Here is a 12,882-nt window from a genome sequence, read left to right as displayed (position 1 = left end):
GGATCGCAACATCACAGTGAACGCGTCCGCTCTACGCGGCGATGAACTCGTTCCAGCGGTTCACCATGTAGCGGTCCTCGTCCATGACCGAGTTCCAGCAGGCGACCTTGCCCATGCGCTCTTCGAACGAGCCGCCGTCGCGCACGGCGCCGGCCTTTTCCATGACGGTGCCGTCCGGCGCCTTGATCTCGCCCTTGGCCGGCTTGCCTTCGATCCAGTAGCCCCATTCGTCGTCGGACATGAACTTCTTGGCCGAGACCATATTGGCGGAATAGTAGCCCTGGCGGTTGAGATAGCCGCCGACCCAGCCCGACGTATACCAGTTGATGTATTCGTAGGCCGCGTCGAGTTCGGCGCCCTTGAGATGGGCGGCAAGGCCAAGGCCGCCGCCCCATGAGCGATAGCCCTCCTTGAGCGGCTGGAAGCGGCATGCGATGCCTTTGGAGCGCACGGCAGCGACGGCCGGCGACCACATAGACTGGATGACCACTTCGCCCGATGCCATCAGGTTGACGCTCTCGTCGAACGACTTCCAGAAGGCGCGGAACTGGCCGGCCTGCTTGGCCTTGATGAGGAAGTCGATCGTCTTGTCGATCTCTTCCTTGGTCATGTTGCCCTTGTCGGCATATTTGATGCTGCCTGTGGCCTCCATGATCATGGCCGCATCCATGATACCGATGGACGGGATGTTAAGGATCGCGGTCTTGCCCTTGAAGGCCGGGTCCATGATGTCGGCCCAGGTGGTGATGTCGCGGCCGACGAGGTCGGGCCGGATGCCTAGCGTATCGGCGTTGTAGATCGTCGGCACCATGGTGAACCACTTGGTCGGCGCCTTGGCGAAGGTCTTTGAGTCCTGCGCTTCGACATAGCCGACCGTGTGCGGCGCGGTGCCCTGGGCAATGATGCTGTCGGGCGTCAGCTTGCCGGTTTTGAACAACGGCACCAGCTCGTCGTAGTATTTCAGCTTACTGACATCCATCGGCTGCAGCACGCCGCTCGGGAACACCTTCTTGCAGATCCAGTATTCGATGTCGGCGATGTCATAGCTGTCGGGCTGGGTCACGGCGCGCTGGGCGGCCGCGTCCGAATCGGTCGCCGTCATTTCCAGCGTGATGCCGAGGTCGGCCTTGCACTTGTCGGCGATCGCGTTCAGGTTCGACACGCCGGTGCCGAACTGGCGCAGCGTGATGTTGGACTGCGCCCAGATGGTCGGGAAGCCTGTAATGGCGCCCGAGCCTGCGGCGAGGCCGACGGCGGCCGCACCTGTCTTGAGCAACGAACGGCGCGAAATTCCGGTCTTTGTTTCTACTGTTTTTGTCATTCCTATTCCCCTGTTTTGTTTTGCTTCGTTGAATTCATGAATGAAGGCGGCCGAGGACGATGGCGTCCTCGGAATCCCAGGCGAGCGGTACGGCGTCGCCAAGGGCGACGGGTTTGGCGAAGAAGTCGGAGTCGTTGATGATAACGGTGAAATCGTCGATGCCGCCGCCGGTGACCGACAGCTTCACCGTGGCGCCGCGATATTCGATGTTGGAGACGATGCCGGTGAAGCCGAGGCCGGGAGAGGGTGCTTCGCCGATGCGCACATGGTCGGTGCGGATGGCGATGTCGATCGGCGTGCCAACCTCCTGGCCCGCCTCCCGGCCTTGCCCGCGGGCGGCGAGCGAGGCGCCACCATCGACGTCGAAGACGACCATGCCGTCGCGCACGCCGGTGACCCGGCCGGAGATGACATTGTGGTCGCCCATGAAGCGCGCGACGAAGGCGGTGGCCGGCCTTTCGAACACATCTCGCGGCGGCGCCGCCTGTTCGATGCGGCCGTCATTCATCACCACGATCAGGTCCGCCAAGGCCATGGCTTCTTCCTGGCTGTGGGTGACGTGGACGAAAGTGATGCCAAGCGAGGTCTGCAATTTCTTCAGCTCGGCGCGCATGCGTATCTTCAGGAACGGGTCGAGTGCCGACAGCGGCTCGTCGAGCAGCAGCGCCTCGGGATCGGTGATCAGAGCGCGGGCGAGTGCAACACGCTGCTGCTGGCCGCCGGAAAGCTGCGCCGGCCGGCGCGTCGCATAGGCCTCCATCTGCATCAGCTTGAGCATGTCGAGCGCCTTGGCACGGCGCTGCTCCTTGTCGACGCCCTTCATCTTCAGGCTGAAGGCGACATTGTCGACAAGGTCGAGATGCGGAAACAGCGCATAGGACTGGAACATCATCGCCGTGCCACGCTTTGCCGGCGGCAAGTCGGTGACGACAATGTTGCCGAGGCGGACATCGCCCGACGAAATGCTTTCGTGGCCGGCGATCATGCGCAGCGTCGAGGTCTTGCCGCAGCCGGAGGGGCCAAGCAGGCAGCAATAGGTGCCTGCCGGTATCTTCAGGCTGATGGCCTCGACGGCAGTCGTCGTTCCGTACACTTTCGAAACGGAGACGATGTCGATCTCGGCGGCTTTGGACATTCAGGCTTCCCCGTTTGGTCGCGTCAACCAATGCATTATGCGTGCCAATCGGCGAGATTCGGCCAAGCATTTGAATCATCAGCAAAAATCGGAATTCGTGCCCACTGCCTAGCCGGTGGGCTATCTTGTGCATTGCACAAATTATGGGCGATTGTGCGCGATCCGCGCAAGAATCGTATGCAATCTTTTTGGCTTCGTGTCCACTTTGCCTCTCGTGCGCAGGCGACGAGTTGAGTTAGAAGAGGCTGGGAATCATCATCGCCATGAACATTGCCGATCAGATCCATTCCGCCGACAGCGCCAACCAGGATCGCGCCCAGGCGATTCGCGACAATCTGCGGGACGCCATCGTTGATCGTCGGCTGACGCCCGGCACCAAGCTGTCGGAAGGCGAGGTCGGCACGCTGTTCGACGTCTCGCGCACGGTCGCGCGCGCGGCGCTGCAGATGCTGTCCTTCGAGGGGCTGGTGCGTACCGAGCGCAACCGTGGCGCCTTCGTCGCCAACCCTTCGCCCGAGGAAGCGCGCCAGGTGTTCGCATCGCGCCGGCTGATCGAGCCGGGCATCGCCATTGCCGCCTGCGGGCGGGTCACAGCCACCGATATCGCTGCGTTCCGAGCGCAGCTCGACGAGGAAGGGCGCTTCATCGCCGAGCGCGGCCCAACCGCCCGGCGCTCCGAAATCAAGGCGTCGGGCGATTTCCATCTGCTGCTCGCCTCCGTCGCCGGCAATGCCATCCTGCAGCGCTTCATGGAGGAGCTGGTGGCGCGTTCGTCGCTGGTGATCGCCCTTTACGGACGATCCGGCGTGTCGGCCTGCGGGCACAGTGAGCACACGGAAATGGTCGGCGCGCTGGAGAGCGGCGATTGCGGGTTGGTGAGCCGGCTGATGCTGCACCATATCGACCACATCGAGGCGGATCTCGACCTGCGGGTCAGGGCCGGCCCGGCGCTCCGCGAAGCGCTGAATTTCTGAACGCTAGTTTTCGTCGTCCGTGGGAGCGGGCGCTGCCTGTCCGGCGGCCTTGCGGCGCAGCATCTTGGTCAGCTTCCAGACCGTCGGGTTGTTCTTGATGAAGGCTTTCGCCCGTGCGCCCTGCCGCAGCGCCGACGCCAGGGCGCGTCCCTTCAGCGTCAGGGGCGCCAGCACCTCGAAATGCTGGGTCTCGATATCGCACCAGAGCCGCTTGTAGGGCTCGTCGCCGACCGAGAAATCATAGACATCGAAGCCTGTTTGGCAGGCTTCCTCGATGATGTCGAAGAAAAGGAAATCGCCGGGGCTGGTGTGGCCGAGATCGTCCTCGGCGATGGCGCCGAATTCGCAGATCAGGCGTTTGCCCGAGCGGCTCGAGCCGGTAATTGCGCGCAGCTTGCCGGCCACTTCGAGCCCATGCAGCACAAAGGCCGGTTTCTCCTCGGCCAGCGCGCCGGCGAAGAGGGCACGGAAGAAAGCCCGCACCTCCGGCTCGCCGAAGACATTGGCGATGCCCATCTTGGCGAAGCGGAACTCCTTCATCTCTAAGAAAGCGTCGAGCAGCCGGCTCACGTCTTCGGGTGTCTGCGCCTCGATGCGGCGATGAACGCCGACCGCCTCGAATTTGCGTGTCTGCGAACGGTGCTTCTTGCGCTTGCGCTTGCCGCCCACACGCGACAGCAGCGCATCGAAACCACCGTCGAGATTGACGGCGAGCGACAGGTTTGGGCTCGGAAAGTTGGAGAACGCCACCAGCGGATTGGCAACGCCATCGAGGTCGGGCAGAAGCCTTTCCAAGGCAACGAGATCGATGTCGGGACGCGCCTTGCCGATCGCCGTCACCAGCCTGCGGATCCCCCCAGCATCTGCCTTTGCCAGCCATGCCGGATCGGCGGCGGCGAAATTGCCGTTGGCATGGCGCCCGCCCATGAAGCGGGCGACGCGGAATGGACCAGTTCGCGTGATTTCCAGTGCCAGTGCAAAGACCGGCCTGTCCTCGATTGTCAGCGTGGCAATGACGGCATCGGGATTAGCCTGCGCCGTCCAGGCACGAACCCAGTCCGCGCTTTGCGCCGGCGCAAACAGCGCCGAACGGCAGAATTCGCCGTAAGAGGCGAGCGCGGCAGCATCTGCGATCGACACCGACAGACTGGTCTGGTCGGCAGCCGGCGTGCGCGCAGACGCCTTGCTTGCGGCGAGCCGATTGCCGTCAAATGACGCGGTGGCGTCAACCATACCTCAATCCTTAAGGCGTATTCGTCGCGATCAGGAGTTCGCGTCGGCGCGTTCCGTGCTTGGATCGAGCCTAGGCGCAAAAGGTGAATGAATGATCGACGGTGGTGAGGCAGTTCGGAAACTGGCGCTTAATATCGCCCGCTTTACCGGCCTTGCACCGCTGGCCAAGCCGTTTGTCGGCGGCATTGGCGCCATCCTCATGTTGCATCGGGTCACCGCCACGCCGGAGAAGCCGGACGGCGTTAACCGCCACCTCAACATCGCCCCGCGATTCCTCGACGCTCTCGTCGCCGACATGAAGTCGAGGGGCTATGCCTTCGTCACCCTCGACGAGGCGATCGAGCGCATCAAGGCCGGCGGCAAGGACGGCCAGTTCGCCACCATCACCGCCGACGACGCCTATCGCGACAACATGACCGAAGCGCTGCCAGTGCTCGAAAAGCACGACGCGCCGATCACCATCTATGTCGCGCCGGGTCTGATCGACGGCAGCGCCGATTTATGGTGGGACGTGGTCGAGGATATCGTCAACGCGCGGGAGCGTTTGACGCTGGCGACGCCGAAGGGGCCGGTGACCATCGACTGCTCGACCCACGGCAAGAAACTCCACGCCAATGCGCGTCTGCATGCCTATCTGACGCTCGAGGTGCGCGAGGAGGATCAGCGCGCCGTGCTGCGCGATCTGGCGCGCTCGAACGGCATCGACCTCGATGGCTTGCGCCCAAGCACGCTGATGACCTGGGACGATATCCGCGCCGTGGCCGGGCACAGGCTGGTGACGATCGGCGCGCATACGGTCAACCACCGCAATCTGAAGCGGCTCGACGAAGCCGATGCGCGCCATGAGATCGTCGACGTCAGGCGCCAACTGCAGGCGCAGCTCGGCGAAGACTCCCGTCATCTCGCTTACCCCTATGGCTACGCCAGCGCTGTCGGCTGCCGCGAAGTGGGCTTTGCCCGCGACGCCGGCTACGCCTCGGCGGTGACCACGCGCCACGGCGTGCTGCACGCCGAGCACGCCGGCTTCCTGCACGCGCTGCCGCGCATTTCGGTCAACGGCCGCTACCAGAGCGTCGCCCATATCCGCACCATGTTGTCGGGCGTGACGACGCCGCTGGCCAATGCCGGCAAAATGGTCGTCACCATCTGACCTGGGTCGGGCGCTTCAGCCTTTCGGCGGCGGCTCCAGGATCAGCCATTTGATGATGCCCATCGCAGGCAGCACCCAGAACAGGCCGCTGAACAGGAAGAACAGGAAATGCACCAGCGGGCTGGATTGCGACAGCTGCGCGACCGCTATGATCGACGCGACCAGCGCATAGATGATGACCAGCGCCACCAGCAGGAAGGTTCCGATCAGCTTTTTCAGGCGGTTGGGCATGAGGCGTTCTCGTTGATCGCCTTCGCTTAGGCCCAACCACGCGCCTGTGCAACCCGGGAGATGCGGCGCGACGGCGTGCCGCGCCGTCCGGTCTTGTCAGCCGGGTTGCGATGGTTCACCAATCCGCCACGTCAACCTGCCGGGACCAACCCATGGCCGCAATATCAGCCGCCGCGCCTTACATTGACCGCGATCGCGACTTGAAAAATCGGGCGCTGGTGCGCGGCTGGCTGTATGTCGTGCTTCTGGTGCTGTTTGCGCTGGTGCTGGTCGGCGGCGCCACCAGGCTCACCAATTCCGGCCTGTCGATCACCGAGTGGAAGCCGATCCACGGCGTGATACCGCCGCTCAACGACGCCGAGTGGCAGGAGGAATTCCAGCTCTATCAGAAGATTCCGCAATATGCCGAGCTCAACAAGGGCATGAGCCTGGACGCCTTCAAATCGATCTTCTGGTGGGAGTGGGCGCACCGTATCCTGGCGCGCAGTGTCGGCCTGGTCTTCGGCCTACCGCTGCTGGTCTTGTGGGCGACGCGCCGCATCGAGCGCGGCCTTGGGCCAAAGCTGGTCGGTATTCTGCTGTTTGGTGGCCTTCAAGGCGCCATCGGCTGGTGGATGGTGGCCTCCGGCCTGATCGACCGGGTCTCCGTCAGCCAGTACCGCCTGGCCACGCATTTGACGCTTGCCGCCCTGATCTTCACCGCCACCATGGTGGTCGCGCGCGGGCTGGCGCCGCATTCGGAGCCTGCCGCCGACCGGCCGACACAAAGGCTGGCCGGCTTCATCGTGCTGCTGGTGCTGGTCCAGATCTATCTCGGCGGCCTGGTCGCAGGGCTCGACGCCGGCCTGAGCTACAACACCTGGCCGCTGATGGACGGCAAGGTGATCCCGTCAGATTTGCTTCTGCTCGAGCCGGCCTGGCGCAACTTGTTCGAGAACCCGAAGACGGTGCAGTTCGTCCACCGACTGGGCGCCTACACGGTCTTTGCCGTCGCGCTCTGGCACATGATCGCGACACGCCGGCGTTTACCAGGCACGACACACGCACGCCGCGCGACGCTGCTGTTTCTGCTGGTGCTGGTCCAGGCCTCGATCGGCATCGGCACGCTTCTGATGCAGGTGCCGCTGCACATGGCGCTGACCCATCAGGCCTTCGCGCTTGTCCTGCTGGGATTTGCCGCCGCCCACTGGCGCGGCAACAAGGGCGCCTATCCACTGCCAACGCGGCCGCCCATGAACGCAGGTACATCGTCTACGGTGTCTTGGCCGTCGCAATAATCTATTTCGCGAACGAACTGCCTCGCTACGTCTAACGCGCGAGGCTGCGCCGGTCAGAAGCTGAGCCGCACCTTTCGGATCACTCCCGCAACCGACAGCTCGCGGTTCTCGTCGACCGCATTCTCGTCCTCATGATGCCATGCGGCCGACAAGCAGCCATAGGCGATAGCATGGTCGAGAATGGCAGCCGGCGTCTGGCCGAGTGTCCTGGCGAAGATCTCGGCCATATGCGCGATGCGCTCGGGATCGAGGCAGAGGTCGTCGCGCCCCAGTGGGTTGTAGAACAGATTGGCGGCGTCGAAGCCGGGATCGCCGAGCACGCCCTTCGGGTCGATCGCCAGCCAGCCGCGCGCACCGTGCAAAATGTTGTCGTGATGCAGATCGCCATGCAGCGGCTTGACCGCATGCGGGGCATCGAGCAGCCGGTCCGCGATTTCGGCGGCCTCGATATAGAGGCTGTGCTCTCCGGCGTCGCGATCGGCTCCGGCCTTTTTGAACAGGCTGGCAAACCGTGTCCGCAGCGGCTGCAGGTCCGGCGGGGCAGGGTGTCTTGTAGGCGAGAACAGTCTCCCCATCAACTCGGCCGCGATTGCGGTCGCGGCGTTGTCGCCTTCTTTGGCCAGAACGTCGGAAAGCAGGGTGTCGCCGGCATATTCGAGCAGCATGCGGTGGCCGTCCCGGCCAAGCAGCCGCACCGCGCCTTCGCCGCGCCGCCATGCGAGATAGTGCTCGCCGCGCAACTCGTCCTCGACATCGTCGAATGGTTTGAGCGCCTTGACGATGGCCGGCGAGCCGTCCTCACGCCGCACCTTCCAGATGCGGCTCGAAAACGTCTCCGCAATGAGCTCGGGCGCGCTGATCTTCCAGCGCTTTGGAAATGCAGGCGCGTCCATTCAGAGCGTGATGCCGAAAAGTGTTAAGCGGTTTTCGGGCAACATGCTCTCTCCAACTGAATTAAAGGCCGAGCATCAGATCCATGTTCTGAACGGCAGCACCCGAGGCGCCCTTTCCGAGATTGTCATAGACCGCAATCAGCAGCGCCTGCGCCCTGTCGTCATTGGCAAAGACATAGACCTTCATCCGATTGGTGCCGTTATAGACCTCGGGATTGATCTCGGGCAGGCGCTCCACGTGCTCGTAAGGAGCTACCTCGACCACGCCGCCCTTGATGGCGGCAAAATGGTCGGCGATTGCCGCGTGCAGTTCGGCGCCGGCCGGCACATGGTCAAGCCCGCCGAGCTGCAGCGGCACCACCGTGATCATGCCTTGGGCGAAATTGCCGACCGCCGGCTGCATGATCGGATCGTGCGACAGCTTCGCATAGGTGCGCAGCTCCGGCACATGCTTGTGCTGCAGGGTCAGCCCATAGACCTGGAATTCAGAGGCATCCTCGCCCTTGGCGACATAGTCCTCGATCATCGGCCGGCCGCCGCCCGAATAGCCCGAAATGCCATTGACGGTGATCGGGAAATCCGCCGGCAGCAGGCCGGCGGCGACCAGCGGCCGCAGTGTCGCGATCGGTCCTTGCGGCCAGCAGCCGGGATTGGCGACGCGTTTTGCATTGGCGATGATCTTGGCCTGGCCCTTTTCCATCTCGGCAAAGCCATATTCCCAGCCCTCGGCTACGCGATGCGCCGTGGAGGCGTCGATCACCTTGGTGGTGTCGTTGGCAATCAGCGATACGCTTTCCTTGGCAGCCGCATCCGGCAGGCACAGGATGGCGACATCGGCTGCATTGAGGAACTCGGCGCGCGCCGCCGTTTCCTTGCGGCGCTCGGCCGGGATCGAGATGATCTCGAGGTCGCCGCGCTCGGCCAGCAGCGCCCGGATCTGCAGGCCGGTGGTGCCGTGTTCGCCATCGATGAAGATTTTCGGTTTCATGTGCCCGTCAATTCCCTGCTAATTCAGGCCTATATGCCCTGGCCATGGTTTGCCGCGCCATGGTTGCCGCTGTTCAGCTCTTCCGCCCGCGCTTTTCGCTCGGCCACCAGGCCGAGATAGTGCATGGCCACCATCGAGCCGGCGATCGCCGTTATATCGGCGTGATCATAGGCCGGCGCAACCTCGACGACGTCGGCGCCGACAATATCGACCTGGCCGAGCTGGCGCAGCGTCGACAGGATTTTCGCCGAGGACGGTCCGCCGGCAACCGGCGTGCCGGTGCCGGGCGCAAAGGCCGGGTCGAGGCAGTCGATGTCGAAGGTGAGATAGGTCTTCCTGCCGCCGGTGCGGTCGACGATCGCATAGGCGATGTCGGAAGCCCGCATCTCCTCGATCTCGTGACCGTAAAGGATCTTGATGCCGAACGTATCGGGGGCATGCGTGCGGATGCCGATCTGGATCGAACGATCGGGGTCGATGATGCCTTCATTGACGGCGCGGCCGACGAACGAACCATGGTCGATGCGCTTGCCATCGTCAGGCCAGGTGTCCTGGTGCGCATCGAACTGCACCAGCGCCAGCGGCCCGTGGATGGCGGCATGTGCCTTGAGCAGCGGCCAGGTGACGAAATGATCGCCGCCGAGCGACAACAGGAAGGCACCCGATTTCAGGATCTTCGCCGCCTCGCGCTCGATCGTGCCTGGTGTCTTCTGGTGATTGCCCGAATCGAGCAGGCAATCGCCATAGTCGATGACGGCGAGATGCTCGAACAGGTCGCGCGAGAACGGATATTGCGGGTCGTTGTCGAGGATCGCCGAGGCGCGGCGGATCGCCTGCGGCCCGAAGCGCGCGCCCGGCCGGTTGGTGACGGCGGCATCGAACGGAATGCCCCACACGACGGCGTCCGCGCCCTTTGCATCCTTGGTGTATTTGCGCCGCATGAACGACAGCGCGCCGGCATAGGTCGGCTCGAAGGAAGGCCCCGTCTTGGAGCGGGCGGTGAAGGCGTTATCGATGGTCTGGTTCGCCATTACGGGTCCTTCTTTGTTCATCGGGCTGCCACAACTACAGAACCGGCACGCAAGATGCCAGTCACAGCTTGGCGAAGGACTTGTATCGCCAAGGTGCAAGGCCCGGCGGCATCCTCTCCGGCGGCCGCGGCGATGAACTGGCGGTGCGGGCCGGCATGCCGGCCGAGACCACGGTTTCTGGGCCGAACGCGGCGCCACCATCATCCAGACCGACGAACCGAAGGCTGCCATTGGCTGGCTGGGGGCCAACGGGTTTAGGGTGCCTTATGTGGATGAGGCGAAGCCGGCCGAGCCGCGAATACGGCGAGTATCAATTAGAAATCGTACGTCGGCGCCATCACCCCACCCGGCGCTGCGCGCCGACCTCCCCATCGAGGGGAGGTAGGGCGTTGGCGCTTTAGATTCCGACAGTCGTAGCGATTGCGAGGCATGCAAGGCTGCCGCGACCTCCTACCTCCCCTCGATGGGGAGGTCGCGCCGAAGGCGCGGGTGGGGTGACAGCGCCGCCCGCAAAATCTTCACGCCGCTTTCGCCACCCCATCCAATTCCCTTAGCACATCGGCCGACAGCTCCAGTTCCGCCGCCGCCAGGTTCTCTCTCAAATGCCCGATCGACGACGTCCCCGGGATCAGCAGGATGTTCGGCGAGCGGCGCAGCAGCCAGGCGAGCGCAACCTGCAAGGGTGTGGCGCCGAGCCGCGCGGCCACATCCGACAAGGTCGACGACTGCAGCGGGCTGAAACCGCCGAGCGGGAAGAACGGCGTGTAGGCGATACCGGCGCGCGCCAGTTCATCGATCAACCCGTCGTCGTCGCGATGCGCCAGATTGTACTGGTTCTGCACGCAGACGATCTCGGCGATCCCACGGCCTTCCTCGACCTGCGCTGGGGTGACGTTGCTCAGGCCGATATGGCGCACCAGACCCTTGCGCTGCAGTTCGGCAAGCGCGGTCAACTGCGGCTCGATCGAGCCCTCGGCCGGACCCATCACCCCGAACATGATGCGCAGATTGACGACATCCAGCACCTCAAGGCCGAGATTCCTGAGATTGTCGTACACGGCCTGCTCTAGTTCCTTGGCGGAATAGGCAGGCAGCCAGGAGCCGTCGCTGCCGCGCCGCGCCCCGATCTTGGTGACGATGACGAGGTCTTGCGGATAGGGCGCCAGCGCTTCGCGGATCAGCTGGTTGGTTACATGCGGGCCATAGTAGTCGCTGGTGTCGATGTGGTTGACCCCGGAGGCCACCGCTTCGCGCAGCACTGCAATGGCCGCGTCATGATCCTTCGGCGGACCGAAAACGTGCGGGCCGGCAAGTTGCATGGCGCCGTAGCCGAGCCGTTTCACGGTGTGGCTGCCGAGGGTGAATGTGCCGGATTTTTGGATGGTGGACATGGTCGGTCTCCTTTGAGGAGGCGAAGATAGACGCTGCTCAACCTCGGAATAATAAGGTACAATCCGTACAGCTTGTGCGGAATGGCGAACAATGATGGACCTTGGCGATCTGAACGCTTTCGTGACGGTGGCGCGTGCCGGCGGTTTTCGGGAAGGGGCTCGCGCCAGCGGCGGCAGCGCGTCGGGCCTGAGCGAAGCGGTGCGCCGCCTGGAGACGCAGCTCGGCGTCAGGCTGTTCAACCGCACCACACGCAGCGTTGTTCCAACCGACGCAGGCCTCAGCCTCTTGGGAAGGCTTGGCCCGGCGCTGTCGGAGGTGGATGCGGCCCTCGACGTGGTTAATGGCTTTCGCGACAGGCCGGCCGGTTCGCTGCGCCTCAACGTCCCGGTCAGCGCCGCGCGGCTGATATTGCCCGACATCGTTCCGGGCTTCCTCGCCGCCTATCCCGGCATTCGGCTGGAGGTCATCGCCGATGAGAACTTCGTCGACGTGTTGGCGGCCGGCTGCGACGCCGGCATCCGCTATGACGAGCGACTGGAGCAGGACATGATCGCGGTGCCGATCGGACCGCGCGTCCAGCGCTTCGCCACTGGCGCCAGCCCCGCCTATCTCGATCGCCATGGGCGGCCGCAGCACCCGAGCGATCTGCTTGGCCATGCTTGTCTGCGCGGCCGTTTTGCCAGTGGTTCGATGCTGCCGTGGGAATTCGAGCGCGACGGCGAGGTGGTGCGGGTCGACACGACGGGGCCGTTGATCGTGCGCATCGGCGGGGCGAGCGATCTTGCCGTCCATGCGGCGATTGCCGGCAGCGGCATCGTCGCTCTCTTTGAAGGGTGGCTTCGCCCTCACTTCGAAAGCGGTGACCTGGAGCCCGTGCTCGAACCATGGTGGCAGAGCTTTCCCGGGCCATTTCTGTACTATCCCGGACGGCGTCTGGTTCCGGCGCCGCTACGGGCGTTTATCGATTACATCAAGGCCGGCAAGTTCTGAGACTTGAACCGAGGCCGGCGCCATCACCCCACCCGGCGCTTCGCGCCGACCTCCCCATCGAGGGGAGGTAGGGTGCCGCGTTTTTATGGTCGAACTGGTTTGCTAGCCGCTGGACCATCGTGGATTGTCCGGGCGGCAAAACTGCCGCGACCTCCTACCTCCCCTCGATGGGGAGGTCGGCGCGGCGCGCCGGGGGGGGGGGCGGCCCCGGCCCCAAAGAAAAGGCCGCCCGGGGGGGGGCGTTAGGTGGGGGGGGAGGGGCAGCGG

12 protein-coding genes and 1 pseudogene are annotated in these 12,882 nt (G+C 64.1%); 5 read left to right on the top strand and 8 right to left on the bottom strand.

The genetic code is table 11. The features are described 5' to 3' along the window. Positions 1-31: 31 nt before the first annotated feature. Positions 32-1,321: an ABC transporter substrate-binding protein gene (locus tag NKH38_RS22290; RefSeq protein ID WP_352762245.1), complete on the bottom strand. Its 1,290-nt coding sequence runs from the start codon at positions 1,319-1,321 to the stop codon at positions 32-34. 34 nt (positions 1,322-1,355) lie between these two features. Beyond that, positions 1,356-2,456, bottom strand: a complete 1,101-nt coding sequence (locus NKH38_RS22285; protein WP_352762247.1) for an ABC transporter ATP-binding protein — start codon at positions 2,454-2,456, stop codon at positions 1,356-1,358. A gap of 263 nt (positions 2,457-2,719) precedes the next feature. Here NKH38_RS22285 and NKH38_RS22280 point away from each other — a divergent pair, with 263 nt between their 5' ends. Then, positions 2,720-3,430 carry a GntR family transcriptional regulator gene (locus tag NKH38_RS22280; RefSeq protein WP_023669398.1) on the top strand — a complete coding sequence of 237 codons (711 nt, stop codon included), beginning with the start codon at positions 2,720-2,722 and terminating at the stop codon, positions 3,428-3,430. Between the two features lie 3 nt (positions 3,431-3,433). On the opposite strand, the gene NKH38_RS22275 is transcribed toward NKH38_RS22280, so the two are convergent. Further along, a complete protein-coding gene (locus tag NKH38_RS22275) occupies positions 3,434-4,663 on the bottom strand; it encodes a GNAT family N-acetyltransferase (RefSeq protein WP_352762248.1) in 1,230 nt (409 codons plus the stop codon). A 91-nt stretch (positions 4,664-4,754) separates the two neighbouring features. Between NKH38_RS22275 and NKH38_RS22270 the strand changes: the two genes are divergently transcribed. Continuing rightward, positions 4,755-5,813 (top strand): polysaccharide deacetylase family protein, encoded by a 1,059-nt coding sequence (locus tag NKH38_RS22270; RefSeq protein WP_352762250.1) that lies wholly within the window; start codon positions 4,755-4,757, stop codon positions 5,811-5,813. 15 nt (positions 5,814-5,828) lie between these two features. Here NKH38_RS22270 and NKH38_RS22265 read toward each other — a convergent pair whose 3' ends face one another. Next, the gene (locus NKH38_RS22265; protein ID WP_352762251.1) at positions 5,829-6,044 is read right to left on the bottom strand and encodes a DUF2842 domain-containing protein; all 216 of its coding nucleotides are present in this window, start codon (positions 6,042-6,044) and stop codon (positions 5,829-5,831) included. Between the two features lie 152 nt (positions 6,045-6,196). Between NKH38_RS22265 and NKH38_RS22260 the strand changes: the two genes are divergently transcribed. Next, the gene (locus NKH38_RS22260) at positions 6,197-7,321 is read left to right on the top strand and encodes a COX15/CtaA family protein (protein WP_352762252.1); all 1,125 of its coding nucleotides are present in this window, start codon (positions 6,197-6,199) and stop codon (positions 7,319-7,321) included. 53 nt (positions 7,322-7,374) lie between these two features. On the opposite strand, the gene NKH38_RS22255 is transcribed toward NKH38_RS22260, so the two are convergent. The 3 genes from NKH38_RS22255 to speB form a co-directional block, all read right to left on the bottom strand. Next, entirely contained in the window at positions 7,375-8,214 is an 840-nt protein-coding gene (locus NKH38_RS22255) for an aminoglycoside phosphotransferase family protein (RefSeq protein WP_352762253.1), read from the bottom strand. Between the two features lie 61 nt (positions 8,215-8,275). Continuing rightward, positions 8,276-9,202 carry an N-acetyl-gamma-glutamyl-phosphate reductase gene (gene argC, locus NKH38_RS22250; protein ID WP_023669404.1) on the bottom strand — a complete coding sequence of 309 codons (927 nt, stop codon included), beginning with the start codon at positions 9,200-9,202 and terminating at the stop codon, positions 8,276-8,278. Between the two features lie 29 nt (positions 9,203-9,231). Continuing rightward, a complete protein-coding gene (speB, locus tag NKH38_RS22245) occupies positions 9,232-10,233 on the bottom strand; it encodes an agmatinase (protein ID WP_023669405.1) in 1,002 nt (333 codons plus the stop codon). A gap of 98 nt (positions 10,234-10,331) precedes the next feature. Between speB and NKH38_RS22240 the strand changes: the two are divergent. Next, positions 10,332-10,551, top strand: a pseudogene (locus NKH38_RS22240) (glycerophosphodiester phosphodiesterase family protein); the annotation flags it as partial. A 200-nt stretch (positions 10,552-10,751) separates the two neighbouring features. Here NKH38_RS22240 and NKH38_RS22235 read toward each other — a convergent pair. After that, positions 10,752-11,624, bottom strand: a complete 873-nt coding sequence (locus NKH38_RS22235; protein ID WP_023834212.1) for an aldo/keto reductase family oxidoreductase — start codon at positions 11,622-11,624, stop codon at positions 10,752-10,754. A 91-nt stretch (positions 11,625-11,715) separates the two neighbouring features. On the opposite strand from NKH38_RS22235, the gene NKH38_RS22230 reads away from it, so the two are divergent. Continuing rightward, a complete protein-coding gene (locus NKH38_RS22230) occupies positions 11,716-12,615 on the top strand; it encodes a LysR family transcriptional regulator (protein ID WP_352762255.1) in 900 nt (299 codons plus the stop codon). Positions 12,616-12,882: the final 267 nt, after the last annotated feature.

The sequence above is a fragment of the Mesorhizobium sp. M1078 genome, from assembly GCF_040318615.1.
Lineage (GTDB): Bacteria > Pseudomonadota > Alphaproteobacteria > Rhizobiales > Rhizobiaceae > Mesorhizobium.
The sequence above is the reverse complement of the archived record's forward strand: the minus strand, read 5'-3'. Positions and strand labels throughout refer to the sequence as shown.

Bases quoted from the DNA above. Each gene is read 5' to 3' on its own strand.
- NKH38_RS22290 (WP_352762245.1), bottom strand. From the start codon at position 1,321: ATGACAAAAACAGTAGAAACAAAGACCGGAATTTCGCGCCGTTCGTTG.
- NKH38_RS22285 (WP_352762247.1), bottom strand. From the start codon at position 2,456: ATGTCCAAAGCCGCCGAGATCGACATCGTCTCCGTTTCGAAAGTGTAC.
- NKH38_RS22280 (WP_023669398.1), top strand. From the start codon at position 2,720: ATGAACATTGCCGATCAGATCCATTCCGCCGACAGCGCCAACCAGGAT.
- NKH38_RS22275 (WP_352762248.1), bottom strand. From the start codon at position 4,663: ATGGTTGACGCCACCGCGTCATTTGACGGCAATCGGCTCGCCGCAAGC.
- NKH38_RS22270 (WP_352762250.1), top strand. From the start codon at position 4,755: ATGATCGACGGTGGTGAGGCAGTTCGGAAACTGGCGCTTAATATCGCC.
- NKH38_RS22265 (WP_352762251.1), bottom strand. From the start codon at position 6,044: ATGCCCAACCGCCTGAAAAAGCTGATCGGAACCTTCCTGCTGGTGGCG.
- NKH38_RS22260 (WP_352762252.1), top strand. From the start codon at position 6,197: ATGGCCGCAATATCAGCCGCCGCGCCTTACATTGACCGCGATCGCGAC.
- NKH38_RS22255 (WP_352762253.1), bottom strand. From the start codon at position 8,214: ATGGACGCGCCTGCATTTCCAAAGCGCTGGAAGATCAGCGCGCCCGAG.
- argC (WP_023669404.1), bottom strand. From the start codon at position 9,202: ATGAAACCGAAAATCTTCATCGATGGCGAACACGGCACCACCGGCCTG.
- speB (WP_023669405.1), bottom strand. From the start codon at position 10,233: ATGGCGAACCAGACCATCGATAACGCCTTCACCGCCCGCTCCAAGACG.
- NKH38_RS22235 (WP_023834212.1), bottom strand. From the start codon at position 11,624: ATGTCCACCATCCAAAAATCCGGCACATTCACCCTCGGCAGCCACACC.
- NKH38_RS22230 (WP_352762255.1), top strand. From the start codon at position 11,716: ATGATGGACCTTGGCGATCTGAACGCTTTCGTGACGGTGGCGCGTGCC.